The organism is Actinopolymorpha sp. B9G3, from assembly GCF_040120725.1.
GTDB lineage: Bacteria > Actinomycetota > Actinomycetes > Propionibacteriales > Actinopolymorphaceae > Thermasporomyces.
Window position 1 is genome coordinate 43,784 of the sequence record NZ_JBEEAB010000013.1, and the last position, 18,502, is coordinate 62,285.

Below are 18,502 nucleotides of genomic sequence, written 5' to 3' on the forward strand. Positions count from 1 at the left end.
TTTCGTGTTCGGCGCGGCGTAGGTACGTAAAAGACACAGTGCAGGTGGTGTTCGTCCCAGCCTGGCCCCGACCTTTTGTCCTACGTACGAAGGGAGGCGACGTCGTGGACCTGGCTGACTCGCGACGCACGGGCCGCGTGGCCGCACTCGCCCTGGCGGGCGTCCTTGTCGTCGGCCTACCAGCGGGAGCTGCCGCGGAACCCGGTACGGGCTCCGGATCTGGCGAGGGCTCCGGATCTGGCGCGGGCCAGGAAACGGTCCCGAGCTCCCAACTGGTCCATGACGCTCAGGTGCGCGCACGGGCCGCGGCGTCGTCGCTCGGCCAGCTCCAGGCACGCCTCGCCCGCGCGGACAACCGCCTTCGCCGGCTCGACGTCGCCGCCCAGCAGGCGGTGGAGCACTACAGCACGGCCGTCTATCGGCGGACGCAGGCCGCGGACGCGGTACGGGTGACGACGGCACAGGCCTCAGCGGCCAGGCGCACGACCGAACGGCGCCGCCAGGCGGTTGCCGAGATCGCGGCCGCGACGTACCGACTCGATCCGGGGTTGGGCCCGATGTCGACCTACCTCGATGCCGCCGGGCCGGAAGACCTGCTGGACCAGACGATCACCATGACCATGGTGTCCGCCACGGTCGCGAGCCGGTACGAAGCGCTTCGCGTCAGCCAGTCGGTGTCGGCCGTTTTCGAGGCCCAGGCACGAGACGCCCTCGACATCGGACGCAGGGCCGCCGCCGCGGCGGACACTGCCCGGCGGCAGGTGAAGGCCTCGGTCGCGTCACAGTCACGGTCGGTCGACAGCCTCACCGCCCAGAAGCGCGCGTTGCTGGTCCGGCTCGCGAGGCTCGAACGCGTGTCCGTACGACTCGCGGCCGCGCGTCAGCACGCGCTCGAACGCAGGGCCCGGCAGCGTGCCGAAGAGGCGCGCAAGCGGGCGGAGGAAAGGCGGCGCGACCTGCCGCCGGACGACGGTGATGACGGTGGCGGCGGTGGCGGCGGTCCGACCACGCGGCAACGTGAGCGTGCGGTGGGGTACGCGCTCGCCCAGCTCGGTGAGCCGTACGTCTTCGGCGCCGACGGACCCGACAGCTGGGACTGTTCCGGGCTGACGATGCGGGCGTGGGAGGCGGCGGGTGTTTCGATGCCGCACTTCGCCCGCGGCCAGTACTGGCAGTCGAAGCGGATCCGGCTGGCCGCGCTCCGCCGGGGCGATCTGGTGTTCTGGGCCAGCGATCCGGAGGACTCGAACACGATCCACCATGTGGCGATGTACCTCGGGCGCGGCCGGATGGTCCATGCTCCACGACCGGGACGCGATGTCGAGCGGAGGTCCCTGTGGTACATGGGGACGCCCACCCACGTCGCGCAGGTCCGCTGAGCGTCCTGGGAGACTGTGAGCCTCATGCGCAGGCTCATCGCGTTCCTCACCGACTACGGCACCCGGGACGGGTTCGTCGCCGTGTGCCACGGAATTCTGGCCCGCTCGGCGCCTGATACCCGGGTGCTCGACGTGAGCCACGATGTCCCGCCGCAGAACGTGCGGCACGGCGCCGCGGTGCTCGCCCGGGTGGCGCCCTACCTTCCGCCGGCGATCTACGTCGGTGTCGTCGATCCTGGAGTGGGTACGTCGCGCCGGGGTGTCGCCCTGCTCGCCGGACCGAGCCTGCTCCTCGGACCCGACAACGGCCTGCTCATCCCGGCCGCCGAGATCCTCGGCGGTGTCCGTCAGGCGTACGCCCTCACCAACGTCGCGCTCTGGCTGCCCGACGTCGATCCGACCTTCCACGGAAGGGATGTCTTCGCGCCGGTTGCCGGCCATCTCGCGAGCGGCGGCGAGGTCGGGCGGGTCGGCGAACCGCTGCCGCCGGCAGAGTTGGTCCGGCTGCCGGCGCCACGCTGCGAGCTCGCCGGCGACGCGCTGACGGCGGAGGTCACCTACCTCGACCGGTTCGGCAATGTCCAGCTTGCCGGTGGGCCGGCCGAGCTCGCCGCCGTCGGCGCGCTGGGTACGCAAGGCACGGTTGATGTCCAGGTCGGTGACCTGGTGGACCATGCCCAGGTGGGGCGGACCTTCGCCGACGTCGCGGTGGGGGAGCTGGTCGTCTACCTCGACTCCGACGGCCGGCTCGCGCTCGCGGTCAACTGCGGTGACGCGGGTGTACGCCTGAACGCGAAGCTCGGCGACCTCGTACGACTGGTCCGCCCGACCTGACACCCGGCGGACCCAACGCTGACGCGTCGTTCAGAGGCTGCCCAGGTCGGAGGAGACCCAGCGCTCCGGCCGCATGAAGATGGCGACCTGCTCGCCGTGCTCGGCGAGGGCGACCTCGACGTAGGCGGCGCGCTTGTCCTCCGGCACGTATCGTCCCGCCATCTCCTGCAGATGTTCCGTCGTCCCGGGGACGATCCGGGTCACCGGACCCTCGGCGGAGACGTACCGGATGGTCGGGGTCACCCGGTCCACCATGAGCGTGAACCGCCCGGCCGCCTTGAGGAGTGCGGTCTTGCGGGAGTCGACCCCGGTGAGGATCCACGCCTCCCCGCCGGGGGTGTACTGGTACCACATCGGAACCGTCAGCGGGCCGCGATCCTGCCCGGAGACGACCGCCAGGGCAGCGATGTGCGGCTCGGCCAGGAACTGCTCGCGTTCGTCGACTGTCAGAGCCACGGTGACCCTCTCCTTCTGCCCGGCAGGGCGTTGGTAGCCGTTCCGGTACTCATGCGTGGGATTGCGGGGTATCGCGCAGACGCTGCTGCGAGGCGACGATCTCCGCTTCCGCCTCGGCCCGGCCGACCCAGGTGGCGCCCTCGACCGACTTCCCGGGCTCGAGCGCCTTGTAGACGGTGAAGAAGTGCTCGATCTCCAGCCGGTCGAACTCGGCCACCTGGTCGATCTCGCGCAGGTGGTCGAGTCTCGGGTCGCCCGCGGGTACGCAGAGCACCTTGTCGTCGCGGCCCTTCTCGTCCCGCATCCGGAACATCCCGATGGGGCGGGAGAGGATCAGGCAGCCGGGAAACGTCGGCTCCTGCAGCAGGACAAGGGCGTCGAGCGGGTCGCCGTCCTGGCCGAGCGTGTGCTCGATGAAGCCGTAGTCGGCGGGGTACTGCGTCGCGGTGAAGAGCGTGCGGTCGAGGCGGATCCGCCCTGTGGCGTGGTCCATCTCGTACTTGTTCCGCTGGCCCTTGGGAATCTCGATCGTCACGTCGACGTCCACGACAGCTCCTGACCGGTGTGAGATCAATGCCGGACCCAGCTTTTCACCGCACACCTCCTCGGGGTACACCGACCACACCGCGCGGTGTGGTCGGGCTGTGCCGGCGGCGGAGGGAAGAACCCGGAGGGTACGCCCGTGTGACGCGGTGTCGGGCCCGGCACGTAAGGTCCCTCCACCGGGGTATGTGGTGCGGAAGGGCGCCGGCACGCCGGCTCCTCACCGTTCCGGGGGTGTCACGAGCGCCCGCCGGCGTTTCCTGGCCGGCGTACGCACGTGAGAACAGGGGAAGGGTCAGCCAGCGTGACCGAACAACCGAAGCGACCGCGCGGCCGGCGGGCACTGACGATGGTGGTGCTGCTCGTCCTGACGGGAGTGGGGGCCGGTGCCGGCGCGGTCTATACCGGCGGTGTGACGTTCAGCTGGGCGGGCGCGGGCCAAGGGCCCGCGACGCCGGCGACGTCGACGCCGGTCGGCAGGCCGACACCGAGTCCCACCCCGACCCGGCCACCCGCCGGGCCGGTGCTGGCTCCCCTTACCGGCCGGTCGGAAGTGCCGACCAGGGCCGGTCTGGAGCGTGCGCTCGCGGCGGCGATCGGTCCGGTCAACCTCGGCCCGCACGCCTCGGTGGCCGTGCGTGACCTCGGAACCGGCCGGTTGCTCTACGGCAAGGACCCCGCGGGTGCCTACATCCCGGCGTCCACGACCAAGATCCTCACGAGCGCGGCGGTCCTCGCGGTGCTCGGTCCGGAGCACCGCTTCAGGACGACGGTGGTGGCGGGAGCGGTGCCAGGCGAGATCGTGCTGGTCGGCGGCGGCGACCCGCTCCTCGCGACCGCGGCCGCCCGGGCCCGCGCCACGGACGCGACGCGCGGCACGGGAGTGCCCGTGACGATCGAGGACCTGGCCGTACGCACCGCCCGGCAGTTGCGCGCGTCCGGCACCACCCAGGTGACGGTCCGCGTCGACGACACGCTCTTCCGCGAGCCGGTGAGCCCGACGTGGGAGAGCCAGTACGTCCCGACCGGTGTGGTCGGACCGGTCTCCGCGCTCTGGGTCGACGAGGCGAAGGTCTCGTGGCCCTCCCACCGCCCCCGCGCGGCGGATCCGGCGATGACAGCCGCCCAGGCGTACCTCCAGATGCTGCGGAAGGCGGGCATCACCGTCCGCGGCGAACTCGCCCGGTCCAAAGCCCCCGCCAAGGCCCGCGAGCTCGCCGCCGTCTCCTCGCCACCGCTCGCCGACATCGTCGAACACGTTCTGCTCGTCAGCGACAACGACGGCGCCGAGGTTCTCGCCCGCCACGTGGCGGTTGCCGAGAGGCGGCCGGCGACCTTCGCCGGAGCGGGGGAGGCGATCAAGGCCGTCCTCAGCCGGCTGGGCGTGGAGGGCCTCTCCGGCATCAAGCTGTACGACGGAAGTGGCCTGTCGCGGGACAACCGGATCAGCGCGGACGTCCTCACCCAGACACTCGCGGCGGCCGCGCGGCCGGAGTTCCCCGACCTGCGAGCCGTGGTGACCGGTCTCCCGGTGGCGGGCTACACCGGCAGCCTGGACGACCGGTTCGCCGGTGACGCGTCCGCGCCGGGTGTCGGGATCGTCCGCGCCAAGACCGGCACGTTGAGCGCGGTCTCGTCGCTCGCCGGCGTCGTGACGACGAAGGACGGTGCCCTACTGGCTTTCGCCGTCATGTCGGACCAGGCACGACAGAACGATCCGCGCCCCTCGATCGACCAGGCCGCGTCCGCACTCGCCAGCTGCGGCTGCCGTTAGCGAGTGTGTCGGGCACTTCCGGATCAGTCCGAGCCGGCGCTGCCCGACCGCGTACGGTGGAGGCCATGAGCAACCGTGCAGGACCGGGGTGGACCCCGGACCCCGACAGCCCAGGGCCCGGAGACACCCGAGACCGCAACGGTGCAGGATCCGACGGCGGCGAGATGGTCGACTGGGACGTTGCCCTCACCACCGCTCACCGCCTGCTGCGACCCGGACCCGACGTCAGCCTCGACGAGGCCCGTGAGGTCGTGGCGGATCTCCGCGAGTTCGCCCGCAAGGCAGAGGGGCATGTCCGCACCTACACCGGCCTGCACGCCAGCGGTGCCCGGGCGCCAGTCGTCGTGGTCGACCGGGTGGGCTGGGTCCAGGCGAACGTCGATGCGTTTCGGCAGATCCTCGAACCCCTGGTCGAGAAGGTCCGGGAACGCCGGAGCGATGCCACCGGCGGGATGATGGGTGCGTTCGGCTCCCGGGTGACAGGGGTCGAGGCCGGCGCCCTGCTCGCGTTCCTTTCCAGCAAGGTCCTGGGGCAGTTCGACCCGTTCTGGTCCGACGACACGGTGGGCGCGGTCCCCGCGCCGCGGACCAGCTCCGACGACGGTGCCGCGGCGCCGGGCCAACCGGGCGCCACTCCTGACGGCGGTGGCAACGGCGGTGGCAATGGTGGTCGTGGTGGTGGTGCGACGTCGAGCGGCGGCGATCTCGTACCCAGCCTGGCGCCGGCGGGACGGCTGCTGCTGGTCGCGCCCAACGTCGTCCACATCGAACGCGACCTCGGCGTCGACCCGCACGACTTCCGTCTGTGGGTGTGCCTGCACGAGGAGACGCACCGGGTGCAGTTCACCGCCGTCCCCTGGTTGCGCGACCACCTGCGAGGAGAGATCCGCGGGTTCCTCGAGCACACCGACCTCGACCCGGGCGCGATGTTCTCCCAGCTCCGCCAGGGTGTCGAACAACTCGGCCGGATCGCCCGCGGTGGCGGTGACGAGGTGTCGTTCATCGACCTCGTCCAGACGCCTGCCCAGCGGGAGATCATCGACCGGGTCACCGCGGTGATGTCGCTGCTCGAGGGCCATGCCGACGTCGTGATGGACGGTGTCGGCCCGGAGGTCATCGCGTCGGTCGCGACGATCCGTGAGCGGTTCCAGCAGCGGCGCGGTGGCGGCAACTGGCTCGACCAGTTCCTCAAGCGGGTCCTGGGTCTCGATGCCAAGCTTCGGCAGTACCGCGACGGCGCCGCGTTCGTCCGCGCGGTCGTGTCTTCGGCCGGGCAGGAAGGCTTCAACAAGGTCTGGGAATCGCCGGACCATCTGCCCAGCAAGGCGGAGATCGCCGACCCGGACGCATGGGTGAGCCGCATGCGCGGCACGTCCTAGAAACTAGGACGGCAGCGACGTGGGACGCGGCGCGGTGACCGAACGGGTCTGGGCGAGCCAGGTCCCCGGTCGGCGGTGATGGGTCCCCACCCGGCGGTGGCGGCCGTACGCCTGGCCGTCCGGCGGTCGCTCGCCGACCTCGACGCCGGCGTGCTCGTCCTGGTGGCCGGCTCGGGCGGTGCCGACTCGACCGCGCTCGCGGCCGCCGCGGCGTTCGAGGCGCGTCGGGGTGCGTGGCGGGTGGGTGGGGTGACGGTCGACCACGGCCTGCAGGACGGCTCGGCCGAACGCGCTGCCGCTGTCGCGGACCTCCTGCGTTCCCTCGGGCTGGATCCGGTCGAGATCGCGAGAGTGCGCGTCGACGGATCCGGAGGTCCGGAAGCCGCCGCCCGCCGCGCCCGCTACTCCGCGCTCGACGAGGCCGCCGCGCGGCTGGGTGCCGTCGCCGTGCTGCTGGGTCATACTCGAGACGACCAGGCCGAGACCGTCCTTCTCGGGTTGGCTCGCGGATCCGGTGCCCGGTCTCTCTCCGGGATGCCGGGCCGCGCCCTCGCAGGTGGTGCGTACCGCCGTCCGCTTCTCGGCCTCGACCGCGAGACGACCCGTGCCGCCTGCACCGCCGAAGGGCTCGCCATCTGGGACGACCCGCACAACACGGATCCGGCGTACACGCGGGTGCGCGTGCGGCAGCGGGTCCTTCCGGTGCTGGAACGCGAGCTGGGCCCGGGCGTCGCCTCCGCGCTCGCCCGTACCGCCGACCTGCTCCGCGACGATGCCGACGCCCTCGACGCGTGGGCGGATCGTGCGTACGCCGACTGCGTGACGGACGACACGGCGCCGAACCTCGCCCTGCACGTCGACCGGCTGGTGGCGGTGCCCGCGGCCGTCCGGCGGCGGGTCATCCACCGGGCCGCACTCCGCGCCGGCTGCCCGGGCACGGACCTGTTCGCGAGCCACGTCGCCGCCGTGGACGCGCTGGTCGTCGAGTGGCGTGGCCAGGCCTGGGTCGACCTGCCGGGTGGGGTCCGGGCGCACCGTCGTACCGACCTGCTCTGCTTCACCGCCGCGTCCCACCACCCTCGTGGCAAATGACCACGCTGAGCAGGCTCGGTGTCGCGAATGACCACGCTGAGCAGGCTCGGTGTCGCGAATGACCACGCTGAGCAGCCTGCGCGCCGCGAATGACCACGCTGAGCAGGCTCGTGGTGCCAGGACAGGTGCCGACGCATGGTCCGCGTACCGAGGGCCTGCTCAGCGTGGTCATTTACGGCTCCGCCTGATCGCCCCACCAACCAGCGCGAGTCGACGGACAGGGCTGACCGTCCGAGTCCGAACCTGCTGTGGCACGCTGGCCATCGCAGTGAGGTTCGAGGCGCCCACAGGTACAGACAGCTACAGCTGTGCCTCGCCGAGTACTTCTCCTCCACCGTCCGTTCGACACTCGCCGGAGACCCCACGTGGATCCCGACCAGATCGACCACGACCTCAAGACCGTCCTGCTTCCCGAGGACCAGATCCAGGCCAAAGTTCGCGAACTCGCCGCCGCGGTCGAACGAGACTACGCAGGACAGGACCTCCTCCTGGTCGGCGTACTCAAGGGTGCCGTCATGGTGATGGCCGACTTCGCCCGCGCCCTCGGCCGCCACGTGGAGATGGACTGGGTGGCCTACTCCTCCTACGGCTCGGGTACCGAGTCCTCGGGGGTCGTACGCATTCTCAAGGACCTCGACACCGACATCACCGGCCGCAACGTGCTGATCGTCGAGGACATCATCGACACCGGCCTCACCCTGTCGTGGCTGGTCACGAACCTCCGCTCCCGCGGTCCGGCGTCGGTCGAGATCTGCACCCTCCTGCGCAAGCCGGAGGCGGTGAAGATGTCGGTTTCGGTGAAGTACGTCGGATTCGACATACCTGACGAGTTCGTGGTCGGATATGGCCTCGATCACAACGAGAAGTACCGCAACCTGCGTTGTGTCGGTACTCTCGCGCCGCACGTCTACACCAGCGTTTGACGATGCTGGTCATCCCTCGCGATGATCATGGGCTCGAGCGCATTTGCCACGCCCGGGCCCGATCCGGGTGGCGCCAGGTATCCCAAATGGGCGTGCTCGGCCGGCCTGTCCGAAGCCGCTGGGAACACCCGACCTCGGCTGCAACGTTTCGCTGATGAGGAGGAGAACTTCGAGTACGCCGCTGCCGTACCGGCAATAAGCCCGGTGTACGGTCGTACTCTCCCCACGCCGTGGGGCGAGTGTGATGCGGTGACCACTCGAATGACCGACGTCGTTCTGGAGAACCGCAGCGCCTACTCGGCGTTTCTGGGTGGATGAGCAGGAGGGACGGGGCCGCAAGTCCCGGGAGTATGGACCTTAAGCGCTTCTTCCGTGGGCCGATCTTCTGGATCGCTGTGCTCATCATCGTGATCCTGTTCATCGGCGACCTCGTGACCCGATCGGGCGGTTTCCAACAGACCGACACCTACAAGGTGGTCGACCAGATCCGGTCGGACAAGGTCACGTCGGCGGTGATCGTCGGCGGCACCGACCAGGAGATCAGGGTGACCACCAAGGGCGGCGAGAAGATGAAGGCCGCCTGGGTCAACGGCCAGGACCTCGAGCTGCAGAAGCTGCTGCAGCAGAAGGCCGACCAGAACAAGCTCCCCGAGGGCTACGACGTCGAGATCTCCCGGCCCAGCCTGCTCGGCTCGCTCATCTCCACCCTGTTGCCGTTCATCCTCATCGCCCTGCTGTTCCTCTTCCTGATGAACCAGTTCCAGGGCGGCGGCAGCCGGGTGATGAACTTCGGCAAGTCCAAGGCCAAGCTGATCAGCAAGGACACCCCGAAGTCGACGTTTGCCGACGTCGCGGGCTGTGACGAGGCGATCGAGGAGCTCGGGGAGATCAAGGAGTTCCTCCAGGAGCCCGCGAAGTTCCAGGCGGTCGGCGCCAAGATCCCCAAGGGCGTCCTGCTCTACGGCCCGCCCGGCACAGGCAAGACCCTCCTGGCCCGTGCGGTGGCCGGCGAGGCGGGCGTGCCGTTCTACTCCATCTCCGGCTCCGACTTCGTGGAGATGTTCGTCGGTGTCGGCGCATCCCGGGTCCGCGACCTCTTCGAGCAGGCCAAGGCCAACGCGCCGGCCATCGTCTTCATCGACGAGATCGACGCCGTGGGCCGGCACCGTGGCGCCGGGCTCGGTGGCGGGCACGACGAGCGCGAGCAGACCCTCAACCAGCTGCTGGTCGAGATGGACGGTTTCGACGTCCGCGGCGGTGTGATTCTCATCGCGGCCACCAACCGGCCCGACATCCTCGACCCGGCGCTGCTGCGCCCGGGCCGGTTCGACCGGCAGATCAGCGTCGAGGCGCCCGACCTCATCGGCCGCCACAAGATTCTCCAGGTCCACGCCCGTGGCAAGCCCGTCGAGCCGAACGTCGACCTGCTCGCCGTGGCGCGTCGTACTCCCGGATTCTCCGGTGCCGACCTCGCCAACGTCCTGAACGAGGCGGCCCTGCTCACCGCCCGGCAGAACAAGAAGCTCGTCGACGACGACGCCCTCGACGAGGCGATCGACCGGGTCATCGCCGGACCGCAGAAGCGGACCCGGTTGATGAGCGACAAGGAGAAGAAGATCACCGCCTACCACGAAGGCGGACACGCCCTGGTCGCCACGGCCCTGCCCGGCAACGACCCGGTGCACAAGGTCACGATCCTGCCGCGCGGGCGGGCCCTCGGTTACACGATGGCGCTGCCCGACGAGGACAAGTACAGCACCACGCGCTCGGAGATGCTCGACAAGCTCGCCTACATGATGGGTGGCCGGGCCGCCGAGGAGCTGGTCTTCCACGACCCGACAACCGGTGCGGCCAACGACATCGAGAAGGCGACCGGACTGGCCCGGGCGATGGTCACGCAGTACGGCATGACCGAACGCCTCGGCGCGATCAAGTTCGGCGACAGCAACTCCGAGCCGTTCCTCGGCCGCGAGCTGGGCCACCAGCGCAACTACTCCGAGGAAGTGGCCGCGCTCGTCGACGAGGAGGTCCGCCGGCTGGTCGACGCGGCGCACCAGGAGGCCTTCGACGTCCTGGTCGAGAACCGTGACGTCCTCGACAACCTCGTCCTGGAGCTCCTCGAGCACGAGACCCTCGACAAGGCAGAGCTCGCCACGGTCTTCGAGCCGGTGCGGCGCCGGGAGATCCGGCCGGCCTGGACCGGCTCGCCGACCCGGCGGCCGTCGGAGATCCCACCGGTCGAGACGCCGAAGGCGGCGCTGTCGCCCAACGGCCAGGGCCCGGAAGGTGGTCTCGTGATCGGCCCGGCGCCGGATGGCGAGCCTGACGTCCAGGAGGGCCGTACGGGCGCACCTCCGGGCGAGCCTGGCCCGGCAGCCGGACCCGCGTGAGCCCAGCGGCAGCGTGAGCCCACCAGGTGCGGATGTGCCGGACGAGAGCACGGCAGCGGTGAACGCGACGGATGGGAGCCCGGCCGACGTACCGCCGTTCGACCACGAACGCGCCGAGCGGGCGGTCCGTGAGCTGTTGCTCGCCATCGGCGAGAATCCCGATCGTGACGGGTTGAAGGACACACCGGCCCGGGTGGCCCGGACCTACGCGGAGATGTTCGCCGGGCTGCGGATGACCGCGGCGGGAGTCCTCACCACGACGTTCGACATCGGGCACGACGAGATGGTGCTCGTCAAGGACATCGAGGTCTGGTCGGTGTGTGAGCATCATTTGGTGCCGTTCACCGGATCGGCGCACGTCGGCTACATTCCCAATACCCAGGGACAGATCACCGGGCTCTCGAAGCTCGCCCGGCTCGTGGACGTGTTTGCCAAGCGCCCACAGGTGCAGGAGCGGTTGACGAGCCAGATCGCCGACGCGCTGGAGGAGATCCTTCGGCCTCGAGGCGTGATCGTCGTGATCGAGTGTGAGCACTTGTGCATGACCATGCGGGGAGTACGCAAGCCAGGGGCGAAGACGGTCACCTCTGCCGTGCGGGGACAGTTGCGCGATGCGGCGACCCGGGCGGAGGCGATGAGCCTCATCATCGGCGGCTGAGGCTCACCCGCCGGTGGACGCCGTCTGCCGGCTGACCGGGCAGCGCCGACACTGCTTCGCGGCAAACGGATCGGCGACGTTCTCCGATGCCGCGAGAACGTCGCCGAGGCGTCTGCCTCAGCTGCGTTGGAGGGTGGTGCGGGTCCCGACCTGCGCAGCCCTCGAACTGGTTGTCCGACTGCTCAGAGGCCGACCGGAACGTTCGGCATGTGGACCCAGAGCTGACGCTGGTGGACGTACTGACGGTCGGGCAGTTCCTCGAGCAGTGCGACAAGCTCTGCGCGAGCGCCCTGTGCTCGTGCGGCGTTCACCAGCTGTCCACGCGACGCCGGGCCAACGGCGAAGGCGTCATCGAGGACATCAAGGATTTCGACGCGAGTGACGGGCTCAGCGGGCGCGACAACGACCGTGGGGGAATCGGCGATGTCGACGGCAGCGGTGCTCATGACGCTCCTTTCAGCGGCCGGCGGTCCAACCGGTCGGGTAGAGCCGGCGGCCTGGATGAGCTGTGTGGTCCCATCCCCACAGTGGTCAACGGATGACCCCACGCCAAGGCTACGGCTCTTCTCACCTGATTGCGGGAACTTGGGGTGAACCAGCAACGAAAGCCGCGGGATGCGTCAATGCCGCAAACTCATGCCCAGCGCTTCCTCGTGGGTGAGGGGGCCCTTCATGGGAAAGGTTCGTAGGAAGGGCCTCCTCATCCCACAGCGCCGCCTGACCGCACTCGGCGTCAGCGCAGGGCTTCGAGCAGGAGCGGTAGGGACAAGCGGAGCTCGCGTTCCCAGTACGCCCACGCGTGCGTTCCTGGACCGTAGAAGTGCGTCACCACGTGTCGTGCGCCGACCTCCTCGAGCCGATCGGCCAGGAGCAGGTTCTCCTGTTCCAGCAGGACCTCGATCCCGCCCGAGACGTCGGGCGGGTCCAGCGGTCCGTTCTCGCCGTTTCCGCACGACAGGTAGACGGGAATGTTGCGCAGCCGGTGGGCCAGGTCGACGGGGTTGTGTGCGGCCCAGATGTCAGCCTGCGTACCCGAATCGCCCCACAGGGCAAGGGGATCCAGGTTGTATCGGCGGACGAAACCCAGGATCGTCCCGGCTGCACCGGGGGTGTGCCGGTTGTCGACGACGCCGCTGTACGAGGCGGCAGCACGGAAGAACCCGGGATTGCGTGCCGCATAGGACAGCGCGCCGAAGCCACCCATCGACAGGCCCGCGACGACGCGATGGTCACCGGCGCCGTAGCCGCCTTCGACGATCTTGCGTACCTCCCGCAGGTGGAAGGTCTCCCATGCTGGCGCGCCGCCCTCGCCGTAGTTCCACCAGTCGCTGTACCAGCCGGTGACGCCCGCCTCGGGCATGACGACGAGGACGTCACGCAACTCGGGGAACTCCTCGACGTCGGTTGCCCCGGTCCAACTCGTGTAGTCGCCGCAGCAGCCGTGCAGGAGATAGAGAACCGGCCACTCCTGACCGGGCCGGCGGTCCTCCCAGCCGTCCGGTGTGAGGAGCCGGACCTTCGCCTCCGTCGCGAGGGCCGGCGAGGAGATCGTGAGGTCGACCTGGCGGGCTGCGACCTGTTCCTCGTCGACGACGACGGCCTTCTCGCGCTGCACCGCGGTCGCCTGGGCCGGGTTGGCGGCACCGAGCAGTCCGGCCAGCAGAAGAAGGGCAAGAACGAGAAGTACGCCGGTACGCGGTGATGACGAGCCGCGCCCTACGATCGCTGGAAGCGGCCCGGGAACTGCCAGTGCGCGGCGCCCGCGGTCGGCACGACTGGTCGATGCACGCATGAGCGACCTCCTGATCGAACGACACCTGAGCGAGGACTGGGATCGAGAACCGGAAGGGTCGAGCGGCGGGAGACCCGCCTACGCCGTCCGGCCCCGAACGTCGCGGAACCGGCATCACCCGTCAAGGTGTGGCACGCGACCTTGGCCGCGGTCAGCCAGCTGACCCGCCGAACGTCCGTAGGGGCGGGACAACGCGGGGTCGGAAGAGGCGGAGAGGAGAGGGCGTGGGCGGTGTACCGGTCCGCTATCTCGCGGGTCTGCCGAAGCCCGGGAGGGCGCTGGTCATGGGTGTGCTCAACGTCACGCCTGACTCTTTCTCCGACGGTGGCCGGTGGCTGGAGCCCGACCGCGCGATCGCCCACGGCCACGAACTGCTCGCCGAGGGCGCCGATGTCGTCGACGTAGGTGGCGAGTCGACCCGGCCGGGAGCGCCGCGCCCCACGGAGGAGGAGGAACTGCGCCGAGTCCTGCCGGTGGTCCGAGCGCTCGCCAGCGACGGGGCACTCGTGTCGATCGACACGATGCGGGCCGGTGTCGCGCGGGCCGCCGTCGAAGCCGGCGCCGTCGTCGTCAACGACGTGTCCGGTGGCCTCGCCGATCCGGCGATGTTGCCGTTCGTCGCCACGGCAGGGACGTCGTACATCTGCATGCACTGGCGCGGGCACTCCGACCAGATGCAGACTCGGGCGAGCTATCGTGACGTCGTTCCCGACGTAGTGGCCGAGATCCGCGGCAGGCTGTACGCGGCGCTGGCGGCCGGGATCCCGGCGGACCGCGTGGCGATCGACCCGGGCATCGGGTACGCCAAGAGCGCCGACCACAACTGGGCTGTCCTCGCCGCCCTCGACGACCTGGTCCACCTCGGTCATCCTGTGTTGGTCGGGGCGTCCCGGAAACGGTTTCTCGGAGCCCTCCTCGCCGACCCGGTGACCGGAGAGCCTCGACCCGAGGGCGACCGCGATGACGCGAGTGCGGCGGTGTCCGCACTGGCGGCCGCGGCGGGCGTCTGGTGCGTCCGTGTCCACACCGTCCGGCCGACCCTGGACGCCGTCCGGGTGGCAGCTCGATGGGGCGCGGGCCGGGGGGAATAGCGGTTCGACCGGGAACGGTTGTGTCTCGCGGTTGACCGTCTGGGCTTCGTCCTGGGCGGTTTGCCACGTTGACATACGCCTGACCGGATCTCGGGCGGCGCCCGCTCGGCAAAGACGGGGTGGCCCAGGGACGGGACGGACCCGAGACTGGGCGTACCCGAAAGTCTCGGTCGGAATGGAAGAATCGGGTACCTCTGGTTTTCGCCTGACATATCCACGCCGGTACTGTCGGGCACCTGGAGTTCGCGGCGAGGGAAGGAGGGATGTCGTGGTCGATCGGATAGCGCTTCGGGGGCTCCGGATATTCGGGCACCACGGGGTCCATCCCGAGGAGCGGGCACAGGGGCAGCTCTTCATCGTCGACGTCGTCCTCGGCGTCGACACCCGGCCCGCGGCAAAGACGGACGAACTGACCGAAACCGTTGACTACTCCCGGCTCGCCACAGATGTGGCCGACGCGGTGGGGAGGGATCCTGTGGATCTCCTCGAAACGGTGGCACAGCGTGTCGCTGATCTGTGCCTTGACCAGCCGCTCGTCGCGGAGGTCGAGGTCACCATTCACAAGCCAGAGGCGCCTGTCGGCGTAGAGCTCGACGACGTCGCCGTCACCATTCACCGGAGCCGTACGTGACAGAGACGCCCAACCCCTGGATCATCGACGCCGATACCTTGACCGGAGGCCTGCGCCCCATCCGGCGCGTCGTCATCGCCCTGGGCAGCAACCTGGGCGACCGGGCGGCCAACCTGCAGGGTGCGCTCAACGCCCTGGCGGACACCCCTGATGTCGAAGTCGTCGAGGTCTCACCGGTCTACGAGACGGCGCCGGTCGGCGCCCCCGAAGGATCTCCGTACTTCCTCAACGCGGTCGTCGTGGTCGACTCCACGCTGCACGCCAGGACCCTGCTGGAGCGGGCGCTGGCGATCGAGGACGCGTTCGGGCGAGTACGTACCGAGCCCGGTGCGCCGCGCACACTCGACGTCGACCTGCTGGTCGTGGGCGACAAGGTGGTCGACGAGGACGACTTCGTTCTTCCGCATCCGCGGGCGCATGAGCGGCCCTTCGTCCTCGTCCCGTGGGCGGCCGTCGACCGCGAAGGCGAGATCCCTGGCCAGGGCCGGGTCGGTGACCTCGTGCGCGTCATCGACACGACGACCATCACCCGGGTCGACGGCCTCGAGCTCAAGATCGAATGACGCCGGTACGCAGCACACGTATCGGCCTGCTCGTCCTGCTCCTCCTTCTCGGCGGAGCGCTGGGCTGGAGCGGCGTCGCGGTTCTCGAGGCGACCGGCATGATCGTTGCGAGGACTCCGTGGTCGGCGGCGGGCGGCCTCGCGTTCTTCGCGGCCCTGCTCCTGGCCGGTGCGTGGTACATGTACGACCGGGTGCATCGCAAGCAGCGCAGGGTCGACGGTCTGACAGCCGTCCGGTTGCTCGCACTGGCGAAGGCGAGCGCGCTGGTCGGTGCGCTCGTCGCGGGGATCTATACGGGGGTCGCGGTCCACTTCGTACCCGCCTTCGACACACCGGACGGACGCGAGCGGGTGGTCCGGGGGATCATCACCGCGGTCGCGGCGCTCGTCGTCGTGGTGGGTGGACTGCTGCTCGAACGCGCGTGCAAGGTTCCGAAGAGTCCTGACGACGCCGAGGGCCAGTCGAGCGCCGGTCGAGGCGGCGAGGTCCGCTGAGCCGGCCGGGGCGAACACCAGGGCGTACACCTACGGCTTCACTGTGTGATGACGTGAGTACAAGAAGTACCAGACTCTCCGGAAATATGGGGATGTCTGGCGTTAGTACGGTCACGAACCGTAGCCTCTCCGCATGGCACGTAGCGGCGATCACCGTATCCGTCACCTCGCCCGGTGGGTGGCCACGCCAACCCTGCTGCTAGCCGCGGCTGCAGTTCTCTACGCTGCCTATCAACGCGATGTGACGATCCTCATCGGTGCCGCCGTCGTTGCCCTCGTGGCTGGCGTCATTGCGGTAGTGGTTTTCGACGTCGAACTCATCCGGAGCCGGCGTGCCCACGGTGCCGACCGGGTGGCACAGGCCCGTGCCTACGCCGCCATGTACGCCGCACATGTCCGTGTCATGGCCGAGGGTTTCGCCCTCGCCAACCCCCAGGTCCAGGCGCAGCGGGCCCGGGAAGCCGTCGCGGCGGCGGAGCGGAAGGTAGGCCCGGACGACGCGTTGTCCGGTACGCAGGGCGTCACGGACGCACCGCGGAGTTCAGCCACCACCGTCGAGCAGGTGGGTGAGGCTGCACCTACTGATACGCCGCCCGCGACGATTGCGGCCACCGCCAACGGCCAGCTGGTCGATGCCGCGGCGCACGCCGGGCGCGTCGTGGCCGAGCCCGCCCAGTCGCAGGACTCCGTGGTCCAGGTCGCCGAGGGTCAGGACGCCAGGGCTCAGGAGACCAAGGCTCAGGACACCCAGGACGGCAGGGCTCAGGACACCCAGGACGGCAAGGACGCCCCCGCAGACGTACCCACCCCAGCCGCAACAGCCGAGCCGGTCGACGCCGTTCCAGCGGATCCCGACCGAGCGGAGATGTGGGACAACCGCGAGGCGCCGACCGTCGTCGACCTCAAGGCGTGGGAGATCCGTGCGCGGGTGGCCGCCGAAGAGGAGCGTGAGGAGCGCGAACGTCAGGTTCGCGCGGCCGCCGCCGGAGAAGAAGGCGACGGCGTGGGCGGCGATTCCGACCAGCACGCGACCGCCCGCCATCCCAAGCGGACCCGGTTCCGCCGGGCCAAGGCGAAGGCGCGCCGCAAAGGCGCCTGAGCCGCCAGCCTCGCTGTCGTCTGTCTGGCCTCGTTGTCGTCTGGCCTCGCTGTCGACCGGCAGACCCGGGGTATGCGACCGATCCCACGCTCGGACGGTGCGACCGGTCCAGTCACCAGCGTGGCCGATCCGATGCCGTGGGCGCGCTACTTGTCGATGTCGCCGACCACGAAGAACATCGAACCGAGGATCGCGACCAGATCAGCGACCACGCACCCGGGCACGAGTTCGGGAAGCACGGCGATGTTGTTGAACGACGCCGACCGCAGCTTCATCCGCCACGGCGTCTTCTCCCCGCGCGAGACGAGGTAGTAGCCGTTGAGTCCGAGGGGGTTCTCGGTCCAGGCGTACGTCGAACCCTCCGGCGCCTTGAGAATCTTCGGCAGGCGCACGTTGACGGGCCCGGCAGCCAGCGACCGCAGCCGATCGATGCAGGCCTCGGCGAGGTCGAGGGAGACATGAACCTGGTCGCGGAGTACGGAGAACCGCGCGAAGCAGTCGCCCTCAGAACCCGTGACCACCCGCCCTGGACCGCCGGCGGCGAAGAGCTCGTCGTACGCGAGGTAGGGCTCGTCGCGGCGCAGGTCAACATCGACTCCGGAGGCCCGCGCGATGGGGCCGGAGATGCCGTACGCATGCACGAGTTCGGGCGAGACGACCCCGACACCGCGGGTACGGGCGGCGAAGATCTCGTTGCCGAAGACGAGGTTCTCCAATTCCGGCAGCCGCCCACGCACCGCGGCGACTGCGGCGGCCGCGCGGTCCAGCCAGCCGGCCGGCAGGTCCTCCTTCAGCCCGCCGACCCGGTTGAACATGTAGTGCATCCGACCGCCGGCGATCTCCTCCATCACCTGCTGCAGCGTCTCCCGCTCCCGGAACGCGTAGAACACCGGCGTGATCGCGCCCACCTCGAGCGGGTAGCTGCCGAGGAACATCAGGTGGTTGAGGACGCGGTTGAGTTCGGCCAGCAGCATGCGCGCCCAGACCGCCCGGACCGGGACCTCCATGCCGAGCATCCGTTCGACGGCCAACACCACACCCAGCTCGCTGGAGAACGCCGACAACCAGTCGTGCCGGTTGGCCAGCATGATGATCTGGCGGTAGTCGCGGACCTCGAACAGCTTCTCTGCGCCCCGGTGCATGTAGCCGATCACGGGTTCGCAGGTGACGATGCGTTCGCCGTCGAGGGTGAGGCGGAGCCGGAGTACGCCGTGGGTGGCCGGGTGCTGCGGCCCGATGTTCAGCACCATGTCCTGGGTGGCGAGCTCGTTGCCGCCACCACGCTCGTACAAGTCACTGTCGTAAGAGTCGCGTTCGTACGACGACAGTGGTGTGGGGAGGCCGGCGGCACCCGCGCCGAGACTCACTATCCGCTCGGTCGTCACGGCGTCCATGCTTGCACAG

General features: G+C 69.7%; 19 protein-coding genes. 14 read left to right on the forward strand and 5 right to left on the reverse strand.

What is annotated here, in order from left to right:
• Nucleotides 1-104: 104 nt before the first annotated feature.
• Nucleotides 105-1,379, forward strand: a complete 1,275-nt coding sequence (locus tag ABNF93_RS21780) for a C40 family peptidase (RefSeq protein ID WP_349329981.1) — start codon at nt 105-107, stop codon at nt 1,377-1,379.
• A gap of 24 nt (nt 1,380-1,403) precedes the next feature.
• Nucleotides 1,404-2,213 carry an SAM hydrolase/SAM-dependent halogenase family protein gene (locus ABNF93_RS21785; RefSeq protein WP_349329982.1) on the forward strand — a complete coding sequence of 270 codons (810 nt, stop codon included), beginning with the start codon at nt 1,404-1,406 and terminating at the stop codon, nt 2,211-2,213.
• 30 nt (nt 2,214-2,243) lie between these two features.
• Here ABNF93_RS21785 and ABNF93_RS21790 read toward each other — a convergent pair whose 3' ends face one another.
• Both ABNF93_RS21790 and ABNF93_RS21795 read right to left on the reverse strand, forming a co-directional pair.
• Entirely contained in the window at nt 2,244-2,669 is a 426-nt protein-coding gene (locus ABNF93_RS21790; RefSeq protein ID WP_349329983.1) for a pyridoxamine 5'-phosphate oxidase family protein, read from the reverse strand.
• Nucleotides 2,670-2,718: 49 nt separating this feature from the next.
• Nucleotides 2,719-3,216, reverse strand: a complete 498-nt coding sequence (locus ABNF93_RS21795) for an inorganic diphosphatase (protein WP_349329984.1) — start codon at nt 3,214-3,216, stop codon at nt 2,719-2,721.
• A gap of 300 nt (nt 3,217-3,516) precedes the next feature.
• On the opposite strand from ABNF93_RS21795, the gene dacB reads away from it, so the two are divergent.
• The 7 genes from dacB to folE all read left to right on the forward strand — a co-directional run bounded on the left by dacB (nt 3,517) and on the right by folE (nt 11,428).
• Nucleotides 3,517-4,986 (forward strand): D-alanyl-D-alanine carboxypeptidase/D-alanyl-D-alanine endopeptidase, encoded by a 1,470-nt coding sequence (gene dacB / locus ABNF93_RS21800; protein WP_349329985.1) that lies wholly within the window; start codon nt 3,517-3,519, stop codon nt 4,984-4,986.
• Between the two features lie 65 nt (nt 4,987-5,051).
• Nucleotides 5,052-6,365, forward strand: coding sequence for an Rv3626c family coenzyme F420 biosynthesis-associated protein (locus ABNF93_RS21805; protein ID WP_349329986.1), 1,314 nt, complete (start codon nt 5,052-5,054; stop codon nt 6,363-6,365).
• A 78-nt stretch (nt 6,366-6,443) separates the two neighbouring features.
• A complete protein-coding gene (tilS, locus tag ABNF93_RS21810) occupies nt 6,444-7,457 on the forward strand; it encodes a tRNA lysidine(34) synthetase TilS (RefSeq protein WP_349329987.1) in 1,014 nt (337 codons plus the stop codon).
• Nucleotides 7,458-7,822: 365 nt separating this feature from the next.
• Entirely contained in the window at nt 7,823-8,380 is a 558-nt protein-coding gene (hpt, locus tag ABNF93_RS21815; RefSeq protein WP_349329988.1) for a hypoxanthine phosphoribosyltransferase, read from the forward strand.
• 21 nt (nt 8,381-8,401) lie between these two features.
• The gene (locus ABNF93_RS21820) at nt 8,402-8,698 is read left to right on the forward strand and encodes a hypothetical protein (RefSeq protein WP_349329989.1); all 297 of its coding nucleotides are present in this window, start codon (nt 8,402-8,404) and stop codon (nt 8,696-8,698) included.
• A 32-nt stretch (nt 8,699-8,730) separates the two neighbouring features.
• Nucleotides 8,731-10,770 carry an ATP-dependent zinc metalloprotease FtsH gene (ftsH, locus tag ABNF93_RS21825; RefSeq protein WP_349329990.1) on the forward strand — a complete coding sequence of 680 codons (2,040 nt, stop codon included), beginning with the start codon at nt 8,731-8,733 and terminating at the stop codon, nt 10,768-10,770.
• Nucleotides 10,771-10,828: 58 nt separating this feature from the next.
• On the forward strand, nt 10,829-11,428 hold the full coding sequence (gene folE, locus ABNF93_RS21830) for a GTP cyclohydrolase I FolE (RefSeq protein ID WP_349330115.1): 600 nt from the start codon (nt 10,829-10,831) through the stop codon (nt 11,426-11,428).
• Between the two features lie 182 nt (nt 11,429-11,610).
• Here the strand turns inward: folE and ABNF93_RS21835 are convergent, their stop codons facing one another.
• Together ABNF93_RS21835 and ABNF93_RS21840 are read right to left on the reverse strand one after the other, a co-directional pair.
• Complete coding sequence (locus ABNF93_RS21835) at nt 11,611-11,874, reverse strand: DUF2795 domain-containing protein (protein ID WP_349329991.1); 264 nt, start codon at nt 11,872-11,874, stop codon at nt 11,611-11,613.
• Nucleotides 11,875-12,161: 287 nt separating this feature from the next.
• Entirely contained in the window at nt 12,162-13,220 is a 1,059-nt protein-coding gene (locus ABNF93_RS21840; RefSeq protein ID WP_349329992.1) for an alpha/beta hydrolase, read from the reverse strand.
• Nucleotides 13,221-13,444: 224 nt separating this feature from the next.
• Here ABNF93_RS21840 and folP point away from each other — a divergent pair, with 224 nt between their 5' ends.
• The 5 genes from folP to ABNF93_RS21865 all read left to right on the forward strand — a co-directional run bounded on the left by folP (nt 13,445) and on the right by ABNF93_RS21865 (nt 17,098).
• The gene (gene folP / locus ABNF93_RS21845; protein WP_502877602.1) at nt 13,445-14,311 is read left to right on the forward strand and encodes a dihydropteroate synthase; all 867 of its coding nucleotides are present in this window, start codon (nt 13,445-13,447) and stop codon (nt 14,309-14,311) included.
• 268 nt (nt 14,312-14,579) lie between these two features.
• Nucleotides 14,580-14,942 carry a dihydroneopterin aldolase gene (folB, locus tag ABNF93_RS21850; RefSeq protein WP_349329993.1) on the forward strand — a complete coding sequence of 121 codons (363 nt, stop codon included), beginning with the start codon at nt 14,580-14,582 and terminating at the stop codon, nt 14,940-14,942.
• The gene (folK, locus tag ABNF93_RS21855) at nt 14,939-15,505 is read left to right on the forward strand and encodes a 2-amino-4-hydroxy-6-hydroxymethyldihydropteridine diphosphokinase (protein ID WP_349329994.1); all 567 of its coding nucleotides are present in this window, start codon (nt 14,939-14,941) and stop codon (nt 15,503-15,505) included. The genes folB and folK overlap by 4 nt, the downstream gene beginning before the upstream one ends.
• Nucleotides 15,502-15,999, forward strand: a complete 498-nt coding sequence (locus ABNF93_RS21860) for a DUF3180 family protein (protein WP_349329995.1) — start codon at nt 15,502-15,504, stop codon at nt 15,997-15,999. Before folK ends, ABNF93_RS21860 begins: the two co-directional genes overlap by 4 nt.
• A gap of 133 nt (nt 16,000-16,132) precedes the next feature.
• Complete coding sequence (locus ABNF93_RS21865) at nt 16,133-17,098, forward strand: hypothetical protein (protein WP_349329996.1); 966 nt, start codon at nt 16,133-16,135, stop codon at nt 17,096-17,098.
• A gap of 146 nt (nt 17,099-17,244) precedes the next feature.
• Here ABNF93_RS21865 and ABNF93_RS21870 read toward each other — a convergent pair whose 3' ends face one another.
• Nucleotides 17,245-18,483 (reverse strand): NADH-quinone oxidoreductase subunit D, encoded by a 1,239-nt coding sequence (locus ABNF93_RS21870; RefSeq protein ID WP_349329997.1) that lies wholly within the window; start codon nt 18,481-18,483, stop codon nt 17,245-17,247.
• Between the last annotated feature and the right edge of the window lie 19 nt (nt 18,484-18,502).